At 74.5% G+C, this 13,911-nt stretch carries 16 protein-coding genes; 12 read left to right on the plus strand and 4 right to left on the minus strand.

The genetic code is table 11. From position 1 onward, the window contains the following. Positions 1 to 29 precede the first annotated feature (29 nt). From ABD292_RS30595 to ABD292_RS30640, 10 genes are read left to right on the plus strand one after another with little or no spacing between them, the layout of a single operon-like run. Positions 30 to 353 carry a PadR family transcriptional regulator gene (locus tag ABD292_RS30595; RefSeq protein ID WP_091081493.1) on the plus strand — a complete coding sequence of 108 codons (324 nt, stop codon included), beginning with the start codon at positions 30 to 32 and terminating at the stop codon, positions 351 to 353. After that, positions 350 to 1,306, plus strand: coding sequence for a hypothetical protein (locus tag ABD292_RS30600; RefSeq protein WP_344213364.1), 957 nt, complete (start codon positions 350 to 352; stop codon positions 1,304 to 1,306). The genes ABD292_RS30595 and ABD292_RS30600 overlap by 4 nt, the downstream gene beginning before the upstream one ends. Before the next feature lie 34 nt (positions 1,307 to 1,340). Beyond that, a complete protein-coding gene (locus tag ABD292_RS30605) occupies positions 1,341 to 2,246 on the plus strand; it encodes a hypothetical protein (protein WP_344213366.1) in 906 nt (301 codons plus the stop codon). A gap of 9 nt (positions 2,247 to 2,255) precedes the next feature. After that, on the plus strand, positions 2,256 to 4,130 hold the full coding sequence (locus tag ABD292_RS30610; RefSeq protein WP_344213368.1) for a peptidoglycan-binding protein: 1,875 nt from the start codon (positions 2,256 to 2,258) through the stop codon (positions 4,128 to 4,130). Further along, on the plus strand, positions 4,123 to 4,812 hold the full coding sequence (locus tag ABD292_RS30615; RefSeq protein ID WP_344213370.1) for an ABC transporter ATP-binding protein: 690 nt from the start codon (positions 4,123 to 4,125) through the stop codon (positions 4,810 to 4,812). The genes ABD292_RS30610 and ABD292_RS30615 overlap by 8 nt, the downstream gene beginning before the upstream one ends. Continuing rightward, positions 4,812 to 5,993: an ABC transporter permease gene (locus tag ABD292_RS30620; protein ID WP_344213372.1), complete on the plus strand. Its 1,182-nt coding sequence runs from the start codon at positions 4,812 to 4,814 to the stop codon at positions 5,991 to 5,993. Before ABD292_RS30615 ends, ABD292_RS30620 begins: the two co-directional genes overlap by 1 nt. 43 nt (positions 5,994 to 6,036) lie before the next feature. Then, positions 6,037 to 6,456 (plus strand): hypothetical protein, encoded by a 420-nt coding sequence (locus ABD292_RS30625; RefSeq protein WP_344213374.1) that lies wholly within the window; start codon positions 6,037 to 6,039, stop codon positions 6,454 to 6,456. A gap of 56 nt (positions 6,457 to 6,512) precedes the next feature. Continuing rightward, positions 6,513 to 7,142 carry a TetR/AcrR family transcriptional regulator gene (locus tag ABD292_RS30630; RefSeq protein ID WP_344213376.1) on the plus strand — a complete coding sequence of 210 codons (630 nt, stop codon included), beginning with the start codon at positions 6,513 to 6,515 and terminating at the stop codon, positions 7,140 to 7,142. Next, on the plus strand, positions 7,139 to 8,524 hold the full coding sequence (locus ABD292_RS30635; RefSeq protein WP_344213378.1) for an MFS transporter: 1,386 nt from the start codon (positions 7,139 to 7,141) through the stop codon (positions 8,522 to 8,524). Before ABD292_RS30630 ends, ABD292_RS30635 begins: the two co-directional genes overlap by 4 nt. Then, positions 8,521 to 9,945, plus strand: coding sequence for a pyridoxal phosphate-dependent decarboxylase family protein (locus ABD292_RS30640; protein ID WP_344213380.1), 1,425 nt, complete (start codon positions 8,521 to 8,523; stop codon positions 9,943 to 9,945). Before ABD292_RS30635 ends, ABD292_RS30640 begins: the two co-directional genes overlap by 4 nt. Before the next feature lie 4 nt (positions 9,946 to 9,949). Here the strand turns inward: ABD292_RS30640 and ABD292_RS30645 are convergent, their stop codons facing one another. The 3 genes from ABD292_RS30645 to ABD292_RS30655 are packed head-to-tail and all read right to left on the minus strand — an operon-like array spanning position 9,950 to position 11,874. Next, on the minus strand, positions 9,950 to 10,618 hold the full coding sequence (locus ABD292_RS30645; protein ID WP_344213382.1) for a hypothetical protein: 669 nt from the start codon (positions 10,616 to 10,618) through the stop codon (positions 9,950 to 9,952). A gap of 3 nt (positions 10,619 to 10,621) precedes the next feature. Continuing rightward, the gene (locus tag ABD292_RS30650) at positions 10,622 to 11,563 is read right to left on the minus strand and encodes a hypothetical protein (RefSeq protein WP_344213384.1); all 942 of its coding nucleotides are present in this window, start codon (positions 11,561 to 11,563) and stop codon (positions 10,622 to 10,624) included. Continuing rightward, positions 11,554 to 11,874: a hypothetical protein gene (locus ABD292_RS30655; protein ID WP_344213386.1), complete on the minus strand. Its 321-nt coding sequence runs from the start codon at positions 11,872 to 11,874 to the stop codon at positions 11,554 to 11,556. Before ABD292_RS30655 ends, ABD292_RS30650 begins: the two co-directional genes overlap by 10 nt. Positions 11,875 to 12,017: 143 nt before the next feature. Here ABD292_RS30655 and ABD292_RS30660 point away from each other — a divergent pair, with 143 nt between their 5' ends. After that, positions 12,018 to 12,404: a YbaB/EbfC family nucleoid-associated protein gene (locus ABD292_RS30660; RefSeq protein ID WP_344213388.1), complete on the plus strand. Its 387-nt coding sequence runs from the start codon at positions 12,018 to 12,020 to the stop codon at positions 12,402 to 12,404. Positions 12,405 to 12,415: 11 nt separating this feature from the next. Continuing rightward, the gene (locus tag ABD292_RS30665; protein WP_344213390.1) at positions 12,416 to 12,793 is read left to right on the plus strand and encodes a YbaB/EbfC family nucleoid-associated protein; all 378 of its coding nucleotides are present in this window, start codon (positions 12,416 to 12,418) and stop codon (positions 12,791 to 12,793) included. 15 nt (positions 12,794 to 12,808) lie between these two features. Here the strand turns inward: ABD292_RS30665 and ABD292_RS30670 are convergent, their stop codons facing one another. Further along, on the minus strand, positions 12,809 to 13,897 hold the full coding sequence (locus ABD292_RS30670; RefSeq protein ID WP_344213392.1) for a sensor histidine kinase: 1,089 nt from the start codon (positions 13,895 to 13,897) through the stop codon (positions 12,809 to 12,811). Between the last annotated feature and the right edge of the window lie 14 nt (positions 13,898 to 13,911).

The raw sequence follows: 13,911 nt of genomic DNA on the forward strand, positions 1-13,911 counted from the left end.
CGCTCCGTTGAACGGAATAATGTCGCCCCATGCCCAGGGGAACCTCTGAAGTCAGCGAGCCGATGTACTTCGTGCTCACGGCCCTCCGCGCGGGCCCGCTGCACGGACACGCGATCAGCAAGTCGATCAAGGAGCTGTCGCGCGGGCGGGTCCAGCCGTCCGTCGGCACGCTCTACGGCATCCTGGAGCGGCTCAACGAGCGGGGCGTGATCGCCGTGGACCGTGAGGAGACGGTCAACGGCCGCAACCGGCGCTACTTCAGGATCACCGACGAGGGCCAGGCGCTGGTGGAGGCCGAGGCCAGGCGGATGCAGGAGGCGGCCGCCCTGGTCCTGCGCCCGTCCGGCGCATGACGGCGCCGACCGGCCCCGCCCTGGACGACCCCGCCCTGGACGACCCCGCCTTGGACGACCCTGCCGCCCCGAGCCCGCTCGAACGGCGTTACCGCAGGCTGCTGCTGGCCTACCCGCGCCCGTACCGGCGGGCGCACGGCGACGAGCTGCTGGACGTGCTGCTGGAGGACGCGGCGCCCGGCAGGCGGATGCCCGTGCTCAGGGAGGCGTGGGGCCTGCTGACGGGCGGCGTGCGCAGCCGCATCACGCACCAGGCGACCGGCAGCGCCTGGGAGGACGGCCTGCACCTGGGCGTCACGGCCGTCGCGGTGGTGAACCTGGCCGCGTTGCTCCCGTACGCGGGCGAGCTGCCGTCATGGACGCTGCTGTCGGCGGCGGCGCTGCTGGCGCTCCTGCGCGGACGGCTGCGTACGGCCTTCGCGCTCACGCTGCTCACCGGCGCGAAAGCGGTCGCGCTCGCCTCGGGCCGGCAGTGGTTCGACGTGACCGTGCTGCCCGTCCACCCGGACGCGCTCTCCGATCGGGCCCTGTTCCAGGACAGCGATCCGTTCCTGGTGGCCGCCGGTTACGCGATCGTGCTGATCGGACTGGTGGTGCTGGTGGCGCTGCGGCGGCCGGTACGGGCCAGGTCGTGGTGGTGGTGGGCGGCGGTCGTACCGGCCGCGTGGGCGGGGCCCGCGTGGATGGCGGAGGGGACGGAGCACCCGATCAGCCTGAGCAGGATGGCCGTCGAGGCGGTGGCGCTCGGGCTCGCGGTGACGGGCGGCTACCTGGCGCGCGACCACCGGTGGGCGATGGCGTCGGCGATCTACCTGCTCGTGGCCCTCGGCGAGCTGGCCTTCCACGCCCAGGACCTCGGCAGGCAGCACCTGGCCTACGCGGGCATCCTCGTCCTGCTGACGGTGGCGGCCGTGTTCGTGCCGCTGCGGCAGCGAAGGCACTGTCTGGATTGACCATACTTCGTTTAACGGAGTATGGTCTCGTCCCATGCTCAAGAGATCCCGTCTGGTCCTTGCCATGTCCGTCGCGGCGACCGTCCTCTGCGGCTGCGGGGGCGCCGCCGAGAGCCCGGCCGCCGCCCCGGGCACGACCGCCCCGAGCACGACGGTCCAGGACAAGAAGCGCCAGTTCGAAGCGGCCAAGGCCGATTGCATGAAGCAGAAGGGCTTCACGTACGTGCCGTACGTGAAGCCGGAGAAGCAGGAGAGCGACCAGGAGCGCAAGCTCGCCTCCGGCGACTACGAGGCGTTGCGGACCTACCGCGAGAAGTACGGGTTCGGGGTCTTCGCCCAGCACGTCTACCCCAAGGAGCTGAACGCCCCAGAGCACATGGGCGGAGAGCCCGTCCAGGACCCCAACATCAAGATCATGACCGCCCTCTCGCCCTCCCAGGGGGAGGCCTACCAGCAGGCGAGAGACGCCTGCGTCGCCGTGGCGGGCAAGCAGGCCCTGGGCCTGACCCTGAAGTCGAGCGTCGACTACTACGGCCAGATCGCCAAGGCCCACAAGCGGGCCAAGGCGGCCGAGCTCGACGGCGACCAGGACCTGGTGAGCCTGGCCGGCTCCATGGCCACCTGCCTCAAGGGCAAGGGCTACACCGTCAGCGACACCAAGCCGACCGCCGTGGCCAGGCGCGGCGAGCTCACATTCCTGGACCAGCAGAGCGAGCTGGGCCGCAAGCAGCAGGGCGACCAGCCCGGCCCGCCGAAGATGACGAAGGACACCAAGCAGATCCAGATGCCGACGCTCTCCCCCCAGGAGGCGAAGCCGTACCTCACCAAGGAGATCAAGGCGGCCCTCGACGACCTGGAGTGCGGCAAGGACTTCTACGCGGCCTACCTGCCCAAGGAGACCGCACTCCAGCGGCAGGTCAACGAGCAGTTCGCCTTCTGACCGGCGCTCATGAGATCCCCACGCAGGCTCCTCGCCGGCGTCGTGGCCGGCGTGGTCGTCGTCGCGGGCGCCGGCTGGGCGGTCGGCGCCCGGCTGCGCTCCCCCGCCGATGAGGCGGCCCGCCGCGCCGCGCCCGCCGCCTCGCTCGTCACCGCCGCCGTGGAGCGCCGCAAGCTGGTCAGCACGGTCGTGCTCAGCGGCATGCTGGAGTACGGCTCCCCGCTGCCGGTCACCCTGGCCGGCGTGGTCGGCGGCGGCGCCGAGCTGCAGCGGGCCACCCGCGCGCCGCGCAAGGGGCGGCTCAGGGAGGGCGCCGTGCTGATGGAGGTCAACGGCCGCCCGGTGTTCGCCCTGCGCGGCGCGGTGCCGATGCACCGCACGATCGCCCCCGGCGGCAAGGGGGACGACGTCCGGCAACTGCAGCGGGCCCTGCGCAGGCTCGGGCACCGCGCGCCCGCGTCGGGCGTGTTCGACCGGGCCACGATCGCGGCCGTGACCCGCATGTACGCCAAGAAGGGGTACGAGGCCCAGCAGCCGACGCTGACCGAGCGGCAGACGTACGAGTCGCTGCGCAAGGCCGTGCGGACCGCCAGGGAGAGCCTGGCGACCGAGCGGCAGGCCCTGGACCGGGGGCGTGACGTGCTGCCGCTGAAGGTCCGGCTGGACAACGCGGAGAAGGACCTGAAGGCGGCGCGCGCCGCGCTGGCCGAGGCCGAGGCCGGCGGGCTCACCCCCGCCGACGAGGCCGACCTGGCGGCGGCGGACGCGGCCGTCCGCACGGCCCGCGAACGCCTCCTCGAAGCCGAACAGGCCCTCCGCCAGGCCATCTCCCAACCGACCTCGGACCCGGCGACCCGGCAGGCGGTCGAGCAGGCCGCCGGCCAGACCACCCGGCAGGCCGCCGGGCAGGCCGCCGGCCAGACGACCCGGCAGGCCGCCGGGCAGGCGGCCCAGCCGACGGCCGGAGGCACGGCCGCCCCCCAGCCGACCTCCTCCCAGCCGCCCCCCTCCCAACCCGCCACCCCCCGCCCGACCGCCACCGTCGACACGAGCCTCCTGGAGCTGAAGGTGGCCAACGCCAGGGCGGACCTGGAAGCCGCCCAGCAAGCCCGCGACCTGGCGCTGCGCAAGGCCGAGGAGGCCGGCAAGGCCAGGCTCGCGGAGCTGCGCAAAGCGGTCAGGACCGCGAAGGAGGCGGTGGTGACCGCCGAGCAGGCGCTGCGCCAGGCCAGGCAGCTCTCCCCTGCCCGGATGAAGGTGGCCGGCGCCAGGGCGGACGTGGCCGCCGCCGAGGAGATGCTGGCCGAGTACGCCCGCACCTACGGCGTGTCGATCCCGCCGGGCGAGGTGGTGTTCCTGCCGAAGCTGCCCGCCCGCGTCCAGAAGGTCGCGGCGAAGCCGGGCCGCCCCGTCGAGGGCGAGGTGGCGACGGTGACCAGCTCGGCGTTCGCGGTGACCGGTTCGGTCGAGGCCGCGGAGGCGGAGCTGCTCCGGCCCGGCATGAAGGCCACCGTCGAGCTGGACTCGGGCCGGACGTACCAGGCCAGGCTGAGCGCGGTCGGCGAGAAGGCTGGGCGGCCCGGCGGGGAGGAGCCGCCCGAGGGCTCCCGGGCCGTCCTGCTCACGCCGAGCGGGCGCGCGGGCCTGCGGGCGGGCGTCGCGGTGACCGTACGGGTGACGGTGGGCGCGACCGAGGAACCGGTGCTGGTCGTCCCGGTGGCCGCGGTGATCACCTCGGCGGACGGCAGGGCCAGGGTGCGGGTCGAGTACGCCACGGACCGGACCAGGGACGTCGAGGTGCGCACGGGCCTGACCGCCGACGGGAACGTCGAGGTCAGCGGCGCGCTCAAGGAGGGCGAGCGGGTGGTGGTGAGCGGTGGCTGAGCGAGAGTCACCGCCGCCCGTCGTCGAGCTGGTGGAGGTCTCCAGGGAGTATCCCGCCGCGCCGCCGGTCCGCGCGCTGCGCGAGGTGTCGCTGCGCGTGGAGCGGGGCGAGCACCTGGCGATCGTCGGCCCGTCGGGCTCCGGCAAGTCCACGCTGCTGAACGTGGTCGGGCTGCTGGACCGCCCGACGTCCGGCGGCTACCGCCTGGACGGCGTGGAGACCACGACGCTCAGGGACGGGGCCAGGACCCGGCTGCGCGGCGACCGGATCGGCTTCGTCTTCCAGTCCTTCCACCTGCTCCCGCACCGCAGCGTGCTGGAGAACGTGATGCTCGCCGAGGTCTACGGCACCCAGCCGCGCAAAGGCAGGCGGGAGCGGGCACTCGCGGCGCTGGACCGGGTGGGCCTCGGCCACCGGACGGGGTTCGCGCCGGACCGGCTGTCCGGCGGCGAGCGCCAGCGCGCGGCCATCGCCCGGGCCCTCCTCGGCGGCCCGTCGCTGCTGCTGTGCGACGAGCCCACCGGCAACCTGGACAGCCGCAACACCGAGGCGGTGCTCGACCTGTTCGGCGAGCTGCGGGAGCAGGGCCTGACGATCGTGGTCATCACGCACGAGCCGGAGGTCAGCGAGCGGGCCGGGCGCCGGGTGCGGATCACCGACGGCGTGCTGGTGGAGGAGTGATGCACGTACGCGACCTGGCCGGCGAGGCCGTCGCCGGACTGCTGGCCAGGCCGGTGCGCACGGCGCTGACCACGCTCGGCACCGTGCTCGGCATCACCACGCTGGTCGTCACGCTGGGCGTGGCCGCCACGGCGGGCAACCAGATCGTCGGCCGCTTCGACGAGCTGGCCGCCACGGCCATCACGGTGGAGGTGCCGGAGTCCACGACGGGGAAGCCGGTGGTGGCCTGGGACGCCGTGGACCGGCTGACCCGGCTGCGCGGCGTGGAGTCGGCGGCCGCCGTGGCCGACGCGGAGGAGGGCGCGAACGTGTCCGTACGCTCCAACGCCCTCGTGGACCCCGCCCGGGTCACCACGCACGCCCTGACCGTGCTGGCCGCCACGACCGGGCTGCCCGGGGCCGCGCGCGGCCGGATGACGCAGGGCCGCTTCTACGACGAGGGGCATGTCCGGCGCGGCGACCGGGTGGCCGTGATCGGCGAGGAGGCGGCCAGGATGCTCGGCATCACCCGGCTCGACCGGGCGCCGGCGATCTTCGTGGGCGGGCACGCGTACACGGTGCTCGGGGTCCTCGGCGACCTGCGGCGGGAGCGGAACCTGAGCGCGGCCGTGATCCTGCCGCCGACCGCGGGGCGGCGGTTCGGGCTGCGCGAGGTCACCAGGGTGCTGGTCAACACGAGCCTGGGCGCGACGGACCTGATCGCGCGCCAGGCCCCGGTGGCGCTCAGCCCCGGCGCCGGCGACCTGCTGCAGGTGATCGCCCCGCCCAGCCCGGCCAGGGCCAGGGACGCGGCGCGGGACGACGCCGACGCGCTCTTCCTGATCCTCGGCCTGGTCTCGCTCGTCGTGGGCGCGCTCGGCATCGCGAACGTCACGCTCGTCACCGTGATGGAGCGCGTCCATGAGATCGGCCTGCGCCGGGCGCTCGGCGCGGCCAGGCGGCACGTCGCCGCCCAGTTCCTGCTGGAGTCCACGCTGATCGGGCTGGCCGGCGGCGTGATCGGCGCGAGCCTCGGCGTGGTCGCGATCGTCGCGGTCTCGGCCGTCCAGCGGTGGACGCCGCTGCTGGACGTGCGGCTGGCGATCGCCGCGCCGGTCGCGGGGGCGCTGGTGGGGCTGCTGGCCGGGCTGCATCCGGCGTGGCGCGCGGCCAGGATGGAGCCCGTGGACGCGTTGCGGTGAACCCGACGTGAACCCGATCGGCCCGCCGGCACGTCATAGGGGCATGAGGATCTGGCGCATCGCGTTCACGCCGTTGCTGGTGCCGGCTCTGGTCGCCGTACCGGCCGTTCCTGTGGCCGCCGCCGTCCAGCGGAAGGTGCTGGTGGACTACCGGAGGCAGGGCGGGTTCGCGGGTTTCGACGACCATGTGATCGTCTACCGCGACGGCTGTGTGCGGCTGAGCCGCCGTACCGGGCCGACCGTGGACAAGTGCCTCACGGGCAAGGAGGAGCGCAGGCTCCGTACGGCGCTGAAGAGCCTGCGCGTCGGCCGTTCGGAGCCGGCCCCGCGGGGCGCGGACTTCCTCAAGTACACCCTCGCCCACAAGGGGCACCGCGCGACCCGCTACACGCTCCCGAAGAGCTGGCAGCCGGTGGTGAAGCAGCTCGACGCGGCCATGACGAAGTACTGGGCGCCGGACTGAGCCCGGCCTCCATCAAGTGATTGACCGGCGGGGCGTGGTGGAACTATGTTCGGCGCATGACACCAGCGGACGGCGGTCAGGTCGCCCTGATCGTCAAGGTCGCCACGCAGCTCTTCGCGGCCCTCGGCTACGACGGCACCTCCACCCGCCAGATCGCCGAGGCCGCCGGACTCAACATCGCCACCGTCAACTACCACGTCGGCGGCAAGCGCGAGCTCTACCTCGCGGTCATGGAACGCGCCCACCTGGCCGAGCGGACCGCCCTCGACCAGGCGCTGGCCCGGCTCACCGGCACCGACCCCGTCGTCGCGATCCACCGGCTCATGGACGACTACCTCGACTTCTGCGTCGACAACCCCGAGATCCCGGCGCTGTGGATGCACCGCTGGCTCTCCGACGCCAGCGACATCACCGAGCTGGAACGCGAGTACGTCCAGCCGCTGATCGCGAACGTCGGCGCGGCGCTGCTCCCGGCCCGCGAGGCGGGCGTCATCGCGGCCGGCGTGGACCTCGAGTACACGATCTGGTCCGCGATCTGGTCCATCCACGGCTTCGCCAAGGGCGGCGTGCTGGACGCCGAGGGCCGCCGGCGCGGCGCGGGCGACCGGGCGGCGCTGCGGCGCTTCCGGGCCCACCTGCACCAGAGCCTGCACCGCACGCTCGGCCTCCCCGGCGACGCCCCATGACCGAACCCGCGATCGGCCCCACGACCGGCCCCGCGACCGGAGGCGTCGTCGAACGCCCGCTCGGCCGCGGCCGGCTGCTCGGCTACGGCGTCGGCTCGATCGGCACCGGCGTCTTCTCCGCCGTCCCCGGCCTGCTGCTGCTCTACTACCTGACCGACATGCTGGGCGTCCCCGCCGCGGTGGCGGGCGTCGTGCTCGTCGCGCCCAAGATCTGGGACGTGCTGCTCAACCCGCTCGTCGGCGCGGCCAGCGACCGCGAGGCCGTACGCACGGGCCGCCGCACCCGGCTGCTCGCGATCGGCGCGGCGGCGCTGCCGGTGACGTTCGCGCTCATGTTCGCCGTGCCAGGAGGTGTGCCCGGCGGCGTCCCGGGGGCCCTCTGGTCGGGGGTCGCGTTCCTGCTGGCGGCGACCGCGTTCGCCTGCTTCCAGGTGCCGTACGTGGCCCTGCCCGCCGAGATGGCGGGCACCCGGAGCGCGCGGACCCGCATCATGTCCTGGCGGGTGGTGTGCCTGACCGTCGGCATCCTCGTCGCGGGCGGACTGGCCCCGGCCGTGGTGGACCTGGCGGGCGGCGGCCGGGGCGGCTACGCGGTCATGGGCGTCGTCATCGGCGCGCTCATGGCGGCGGCCCTGGTCGCCGCGACGCTCGGCACCCGCTGGGTGCCGTCGCGGCCGGGGCCGCGCCCGCTCGGGCCGGTGGCCGCCTTCCGGCTGGCGCGCGGCAACCGGCCGTTCTTCGTGCTGCTGGTCGCGTTCGTGACGCAGGCGCTGGCGGTGGCGGTGATGCTGGCCGGGGCGCCGTACGTGGCGTCGTACCGGCTGGGCGACTACGGACTGACGTCGGTGATGTTCGTCTGCCTGGTCGGGCCCAGCATGCTCGCGGTGCCCGGATGGGCGTGGCTGGCCCGGCGGCACGGCGCGGTGCGCTGCTACCTCGCCGCCTCGGCCGGGTTCTGCGCGGTCGCGGTCGCGCTGATCCCGGCCATCGCGGTCGGTTCAGCCGGAGGTGGGCTGGTGGTCACGCTGGCGCTGACCGCGCTGGCCGGCGTCTGCTACGCGGCCCTGCAACTGCTGCCGCTGTCGCTGCTGCCGGACACCGTGCACGCCGACGCCGCCCGCACCGGGCAGGCCCAGTCGGGCGCGTTCACCGGCCTGTGGACGGCGGGCGAGACCGCCGGGCTGGCGCTCGGCCCGGGGCTGTTCGCGCTGGTGCTGACGCTCTCGGGGTTCGTCTCGGCGCCCACCGGATCGCCGGTCGCGCAGGAGCCCGTGGCCCTGACCGGCCTGCTGCTCGGGTTCACCGCGCTGCCCGCCCTGCTCATGTTGATCAGTCTGCCGTTCGTGGCCCGCTACGGCCGCCTCGCGAAGGAGCCCGCGTGAACCTCCCCCCGACCGGACGCGCCACCGCCGACCTGCTGGCCGAGCTCGCCCGGCTCAAGGCGGACGACCTGCCGGTGCGCGGCGGCCAGGTGACCGCCTACGTGTACGACACCGGCCGCGCCGAGGTCAACGACGCGGCGGAACGGGCCTACTTCGAGATGCTGGAGGTCAACTGCCTGGACCCGACCGCCTTCCCCAGCATCGTCGAGATGGAGCGCCAGGTCGTCGGCGCGGTCGCGGACGAGCTGGGCGGCGGCCACGGCGTCTTCACCAGCGGCGGCACCGAGTCGATCATGCTGGCGGTGAAGGCGGCCCGCGACCACGCCGGGCGGGAGCGGCCCAACCTGGTGGTGCCCGTCACCGCCCACCCCGCCTTCCACAAGGCCGCCCACTACCTCGGCGTCGAGGTGATCGCCGTGCCCGTGGACCTGGAGACCTACCGGGTGCGGCCGGCGGACGTCGCCGCCGCCATGACCGAGGACACGGTCCTCGTCGTCGTCTCCGCGCCGTCCTACCCGCAGGGCGTCATCGACCCGGTCGAGGAGGTGGCCGCCGTCGCCGCGGCGGCCGGGGTGCCGTGCCACGTGGACGCGTGCGTCGGCGGCTGGCTGCTGCCGTGGCTGCGCGCGGCCGGGGCCGAGATCCCGCCGTTCGACCTGTCGGTGCCGGGCGTCACCTCGCTCTCCTGCGACCTGCACAAGTTCGGCTACGCCCCCAAGGGCGCCTCGGTCGTGCTGTTCGCCGACCCCGCGATGCGGCGAAAGGCGTACTTCGCCTCGGCGGCCTGGCCCGGCTACACGATCATCAACGCGACCGTCCAGAGCTCCCGGTCGGCCGGGCCGCTCGGCGGCGCGTGGGCCACCCTCCAGGCGCTCGGCCGCGAGGGGTACGTCGAGCTGGGCCGCGCCACCCTGGAGGCGGCCAGGCGGCTGCGCGAGGGCATCGCGCAGATCCCCGGGCTGCGTCCGCTGGGCGAGCCCGAGTCGTCTCTCGTGGCCTTCGCCGGCGACGGGGTGGACGTGTTCGTGCTGGCCGACGAGGCCCGTGCACGGGGCTGGTTCCTGCAGCCGCAGCTCTCGTACGCGGGCATCCCGGCCAACCTGCACATCACCGTCACCGGCGTGACGCTGGCCGGGGTGGACGCCATGCTCAAGGTGATCGCCGAGTCGGCCGCGGCCGCCCGCGAGCGCGGCCCCGTCGAGCTGCCGGACGGCCTGGTCGAGCTGGTGGCCGGGCTGGACCTCGACGCGCTCGACGACGCCTCCTTCGCCGAGCTGGCCGCCTCGGTCGGCGCGGACCTGCGGCCGGGCGCCGGCCGGCCCGAGATGGCCGTGGTCAACACCGTGCTGGACGCCCTGCCCGCGAGCAGCCGCGAGGCCGTGCTGGTGCGCTTCCTGTCGGTCCTCTACGGCACGGGCTGACGGGTCACTGGAGGTCGTCGAGCTGCTCCAGGGCGAACGAGCGGATCTCCTCGTCCTCGGCGGTGGCCGCGTGCGCGAGGAGGTTGGTGTCCTCCTCGTCGGACAGCCGGGCGGCCGCCGCCGCGGCGAACATCCGGGCCGTGCGGTCGCCGCCCTCCAGCCGGGCGACGACCTCGCGCGGGTCGATCTCCTCGGTGTCGAGGCGTACCAGCCACTCGGTCAGCTCCTTGAGCTCGGCGTCCTCCAGGGCCTCCGCCCCGGCCGCGAGCTGCTCGGTCCCGGCCTCGGCCAGGAAGGAGAGGACCTTCCAGCGCACGGCGTCGTCACCGTCGCGGACCAGGGCGAGCGCCCGGGCGGCGAGCGGGCCGTCGGCGTCCCCCGCGTTCAGCACGGTCTCGACCGCCAAGAAGCGCACCTGGCGGAGCGGGCTGGCGAGCAGGGCGGGCAGCTCGTCGGCCAGCGGCGCGGCGAGCTCGCCCAGCTCCGACAGCAGCCAGGCGCCCGTGCGCACGACCTTCTCCTCGTCGCTGCGCAGCAGCCGGCGCAGGTTGTCCACCGGGTAGCCGGCGAACACCTCCTCCAGCAGGTCGTTGGCCGCAGCGCCGAGGACGTCGTCGTCGGCGGCGTGGGCGAGGACGCGTGCGATCAGGTCGTCACCTGTCTGGGTGTGCATGCGCTACTTGTTCCTTCCGAAGAGCCGTCGCAGAGCCCCTTCTTCCCGTCGAATCCGCTCCGCGTGGCCGGCTTCGTAGCCCAGTCGCTGCTCCTCCGCCTTCCGTTTCGCGATGCTCTTCTTCAGGTCGTCCTCCAGCTTCTTCTTCTCGGCCTCGCTCATGCCCCTGGTGCTCTGCGGGATCGCACCATGGAACTTACCGGTCTCGTCCCTGCGGCCCCGTCCGCCGCCTCCGCCCCGGCCGCCGCCGCTGTTGCCCCGGTTGTTCCTGCGGCCCATCTGCGCGATGCCGTCCCGTACGGACCGGGGCCCGGACGGGTTGCGCAGGCCCGCAGGACGCATGGGGACGACCCCGCGCGGGCCACCGGCGAGTGCCGGCGAGCCCATGGGCCCGCGCGGGAGCTTCATGGTGTCGAGGACGCGGCGCATCGGCTCGGTGACCTTGCGCCGCATCAGCGGGGCGAGGACCTTGCCGGTGCCCTCGGCGCCCTGGCGCAGGATCCCGCCGACCGCCCTGCGCCCGGCGAGCACGCGGGCCGTCGCGTACGTCGCGCCGACCGCTCCGCCGAAGGCCAGCAGCTTGGCCACGTCCACGGCGGCGAACACGGCCTGCGTGCCCGCCGCGACCTTCACCGCCGACACCACGGACGCGCCGCCGTCGATCACCCGGGGCATCGACCGCAGGGCGGCGTCGGCCTGGGCGAGGTGGCCGCCCTGCCCGCCGTGCTGGTCCCAGAAGGACTGCAGGTGGGTGGCGGACTCGCCCTTGTGGACCTGCCCCACGCCCTGCACGCCCGCGTCGACCTGGGCCGCCGCGGGCAGGGCGGTGGTGTGGGCGGTGCGCACGGCCGCGCTCTCCCGCCCCATGTCGTCCTCGTCGATGTTGGGCCAGGGGCCGAGCATCGCCATCATCGAGGCCGCCGCCGGCGGCAGGATCACGCCCACGTGGTCTCCACGTCACCGACGACCGCGGTGTTGGCCGATTCGGCGTCGCGGCTGTTCCTGGCGGTGTCGTGCAGGCCGTCGCCGGTCCTGACGAGCATCGCGTGCAGGCCGCCCAGCGCGGCCATCGAGGTCTCGCGGCACTCGGCGTAGAAGCTGGTGAACACGGAGAACAGACCGTCGTCCCCCCAGGACGACACGCCGTCGCCTCGCGCGTGCATCGGGGTCAGCACGGCGCCGTAGTCCTCGCCGTGGGCCCTGACACGCGCGGCCTCCCGTTCCACCGCGCCGAAGGCGATCTCAACTTCCGTCATGGCGAATGACGATATAAGCCCTTCTGTCACTTCGGACGACACTTTCCAGTCATGATCTTGTGATCTGTCGGACATCGAAGGGATCGTGGCCGTCTAGACTGTGCCTTCGTCCGTTCAGCTGCCGTCATGCCGGAGGAGGTCACATGCGGTCCCCCGCTCCCGAGGACGACGCCCGCTACCTGGCCGACTACTACGAGCAGGCCCGGCGGGTCATGCGCGACCTCCAGGCCGCCCGTGCCGCGATCGGGCAGGTCGAGGGCCGCGCCCGGAGCAAGGACGGGCTGGTGGAGGCCGTCGCCACCGGCCACGGCGAGCTCACCGGCCTGCGCCTCGACCCCCGAGCGCTGCGCCTCGGTGAGGCGGCGCTCGGCCGGGAGGTGACGGCGGTGCTGCGCGCGGCCCAGGACGACGCCGAGCGCAGGGCCAAGGAGATCGCCGACAAGGTCGCCGGGGCCGCGACCCTGCCCGAGCCGCTGGACGAGAGCTTCGTCCGCGACCGGGTGGAGCAGGTGGCCCGCGACCTGCTCTGAGGAGGCCACTCGTGTTCGAGCACCGGTACGACCCCGCCGACATCAAGGAGCGCGACCTCGACGAGGCCGGCCGCGCGGGCGAGCGGATGCTGGCCTGGCTGGAGAGCGCCCAGGAGGACCTCGAACGGGTCGTCGGCGCGGGCAGGTCGCGCTCGGGGCAGGTCGAGGCGCGGGTCGACGCGAACGGCCGGGTGCTCAAGGTCTCCTACGGCCCCCGCGCCACCAAGCTGCCGAGCCGCGACCTGGCGGAGGAGACGCTGGCCGCCGTGCGCGAGGCGTGCGCCGACGCCCAGCGCCAGACCCACGACCTCATGCGCGAGGCGCTGCCCGGCTACGACCCCGCCGAGGCCGAGGCCCGTCTGGAGGCCATGCTCGGCGAGTGGCGCTGAGATCTGGCAGCCCGGTCAGTTCGTCGGGAGGATGGCGGTGACCAGGAAGCCGCCGTCCTCCACCGGCCCGGCCTTGAGCGTGCCGCCCGTCAGCTCCACCCACTGGCTCACCTCGCTCAGCCCCTCGCCGCCGAGTCCGGGCGGCGCGAACGCCTCCTCCGGCCGGGTGTTGCGCACGCTGACCCGCACCACGCCCGGCAGGTAGCGCACCTCCACGCGGGCGTCCGTGCCGGGCGCGTGCTCGCGCACGTTGGCCAGCGCCTCCTGCACCACCCGGTACGCCGTCCGCCCCACCTCCCCCGGCACCGGCACCGGCACGCCGCTCACCACCAGCTCCACGGGAACGCCGCGAAAGGCCGACTCCGACACCAGCGACCGCAGGTCGGGCAGCGGCAGCCCCAGGTCGAAGCCCTCCCCGGTGCCGCGCCGCAGCAGCAGGCTCATGTGCCGCAGCTCGTCCAGCGCCGCGCGGCCGGTCGCCCGCAGCTCCTCGGCGGCGGTCCTGGCGCGCTCGTCGGCCGCCTGCTCGGCCAGGGCGCCGGCCCGCAGGACCATGCGGCTGACCCGGTGGGTGACGACGTCGTGCATCTCGCCGGCCAGCCGCTCGCGCTCCACGCGCTCGGCCCGCTCCTCCAGCGCGCGCCGCAGCCGGGCGCCCGCCTCGGCGTACAGGCCGTACAGGACGGCGAAGGCGAGCACGATCTCGGTGCGCAGGACGAGGAAGGCCGCGCCCGGCCACTCGGCGGGCAGCAGCACGGCGAGGGCGAGGGCGAGCACGGGCAGCCATCGCCGGGTGGCGTGGTGCCGCTCGGCGGCGAAGGCCATGGCCGCGTACACCGCGAACGGGCCGGCCGGCGGCCACACCGGCAGGTGGGCCAGCGGCGGCACCGCGGCCGGGGCCAGCGCGCAGAGCACCGGCAGCGCGGCCGCGGTGGCCGCGTTGATCCAGGCGACGGTCAGCGGGGCGCGCCGCATCCACAGCAGCGGCACCGTGACGGCGAGGAGGAGCGGCAGGAACGGCCCCCTCGGGTAGGCCGCCAGCGTCAAGCCCGCCGCGGCGAGGACCGCGACCGCATCGGCGAGCCGCGGGCGGGCACCGTCCACCGGCTCATCGTACG

Origin of the sequence: Nonomuraea bangladeshensis (assembly GCF_039529455.1) — a bacterium.
GTDB lineage: Bacteria > Actinomycetota > Actinomycetes > Streptosporangiales > Streptosporangiaceae > Nonomuraea > Nonomuraea bangladeshensis.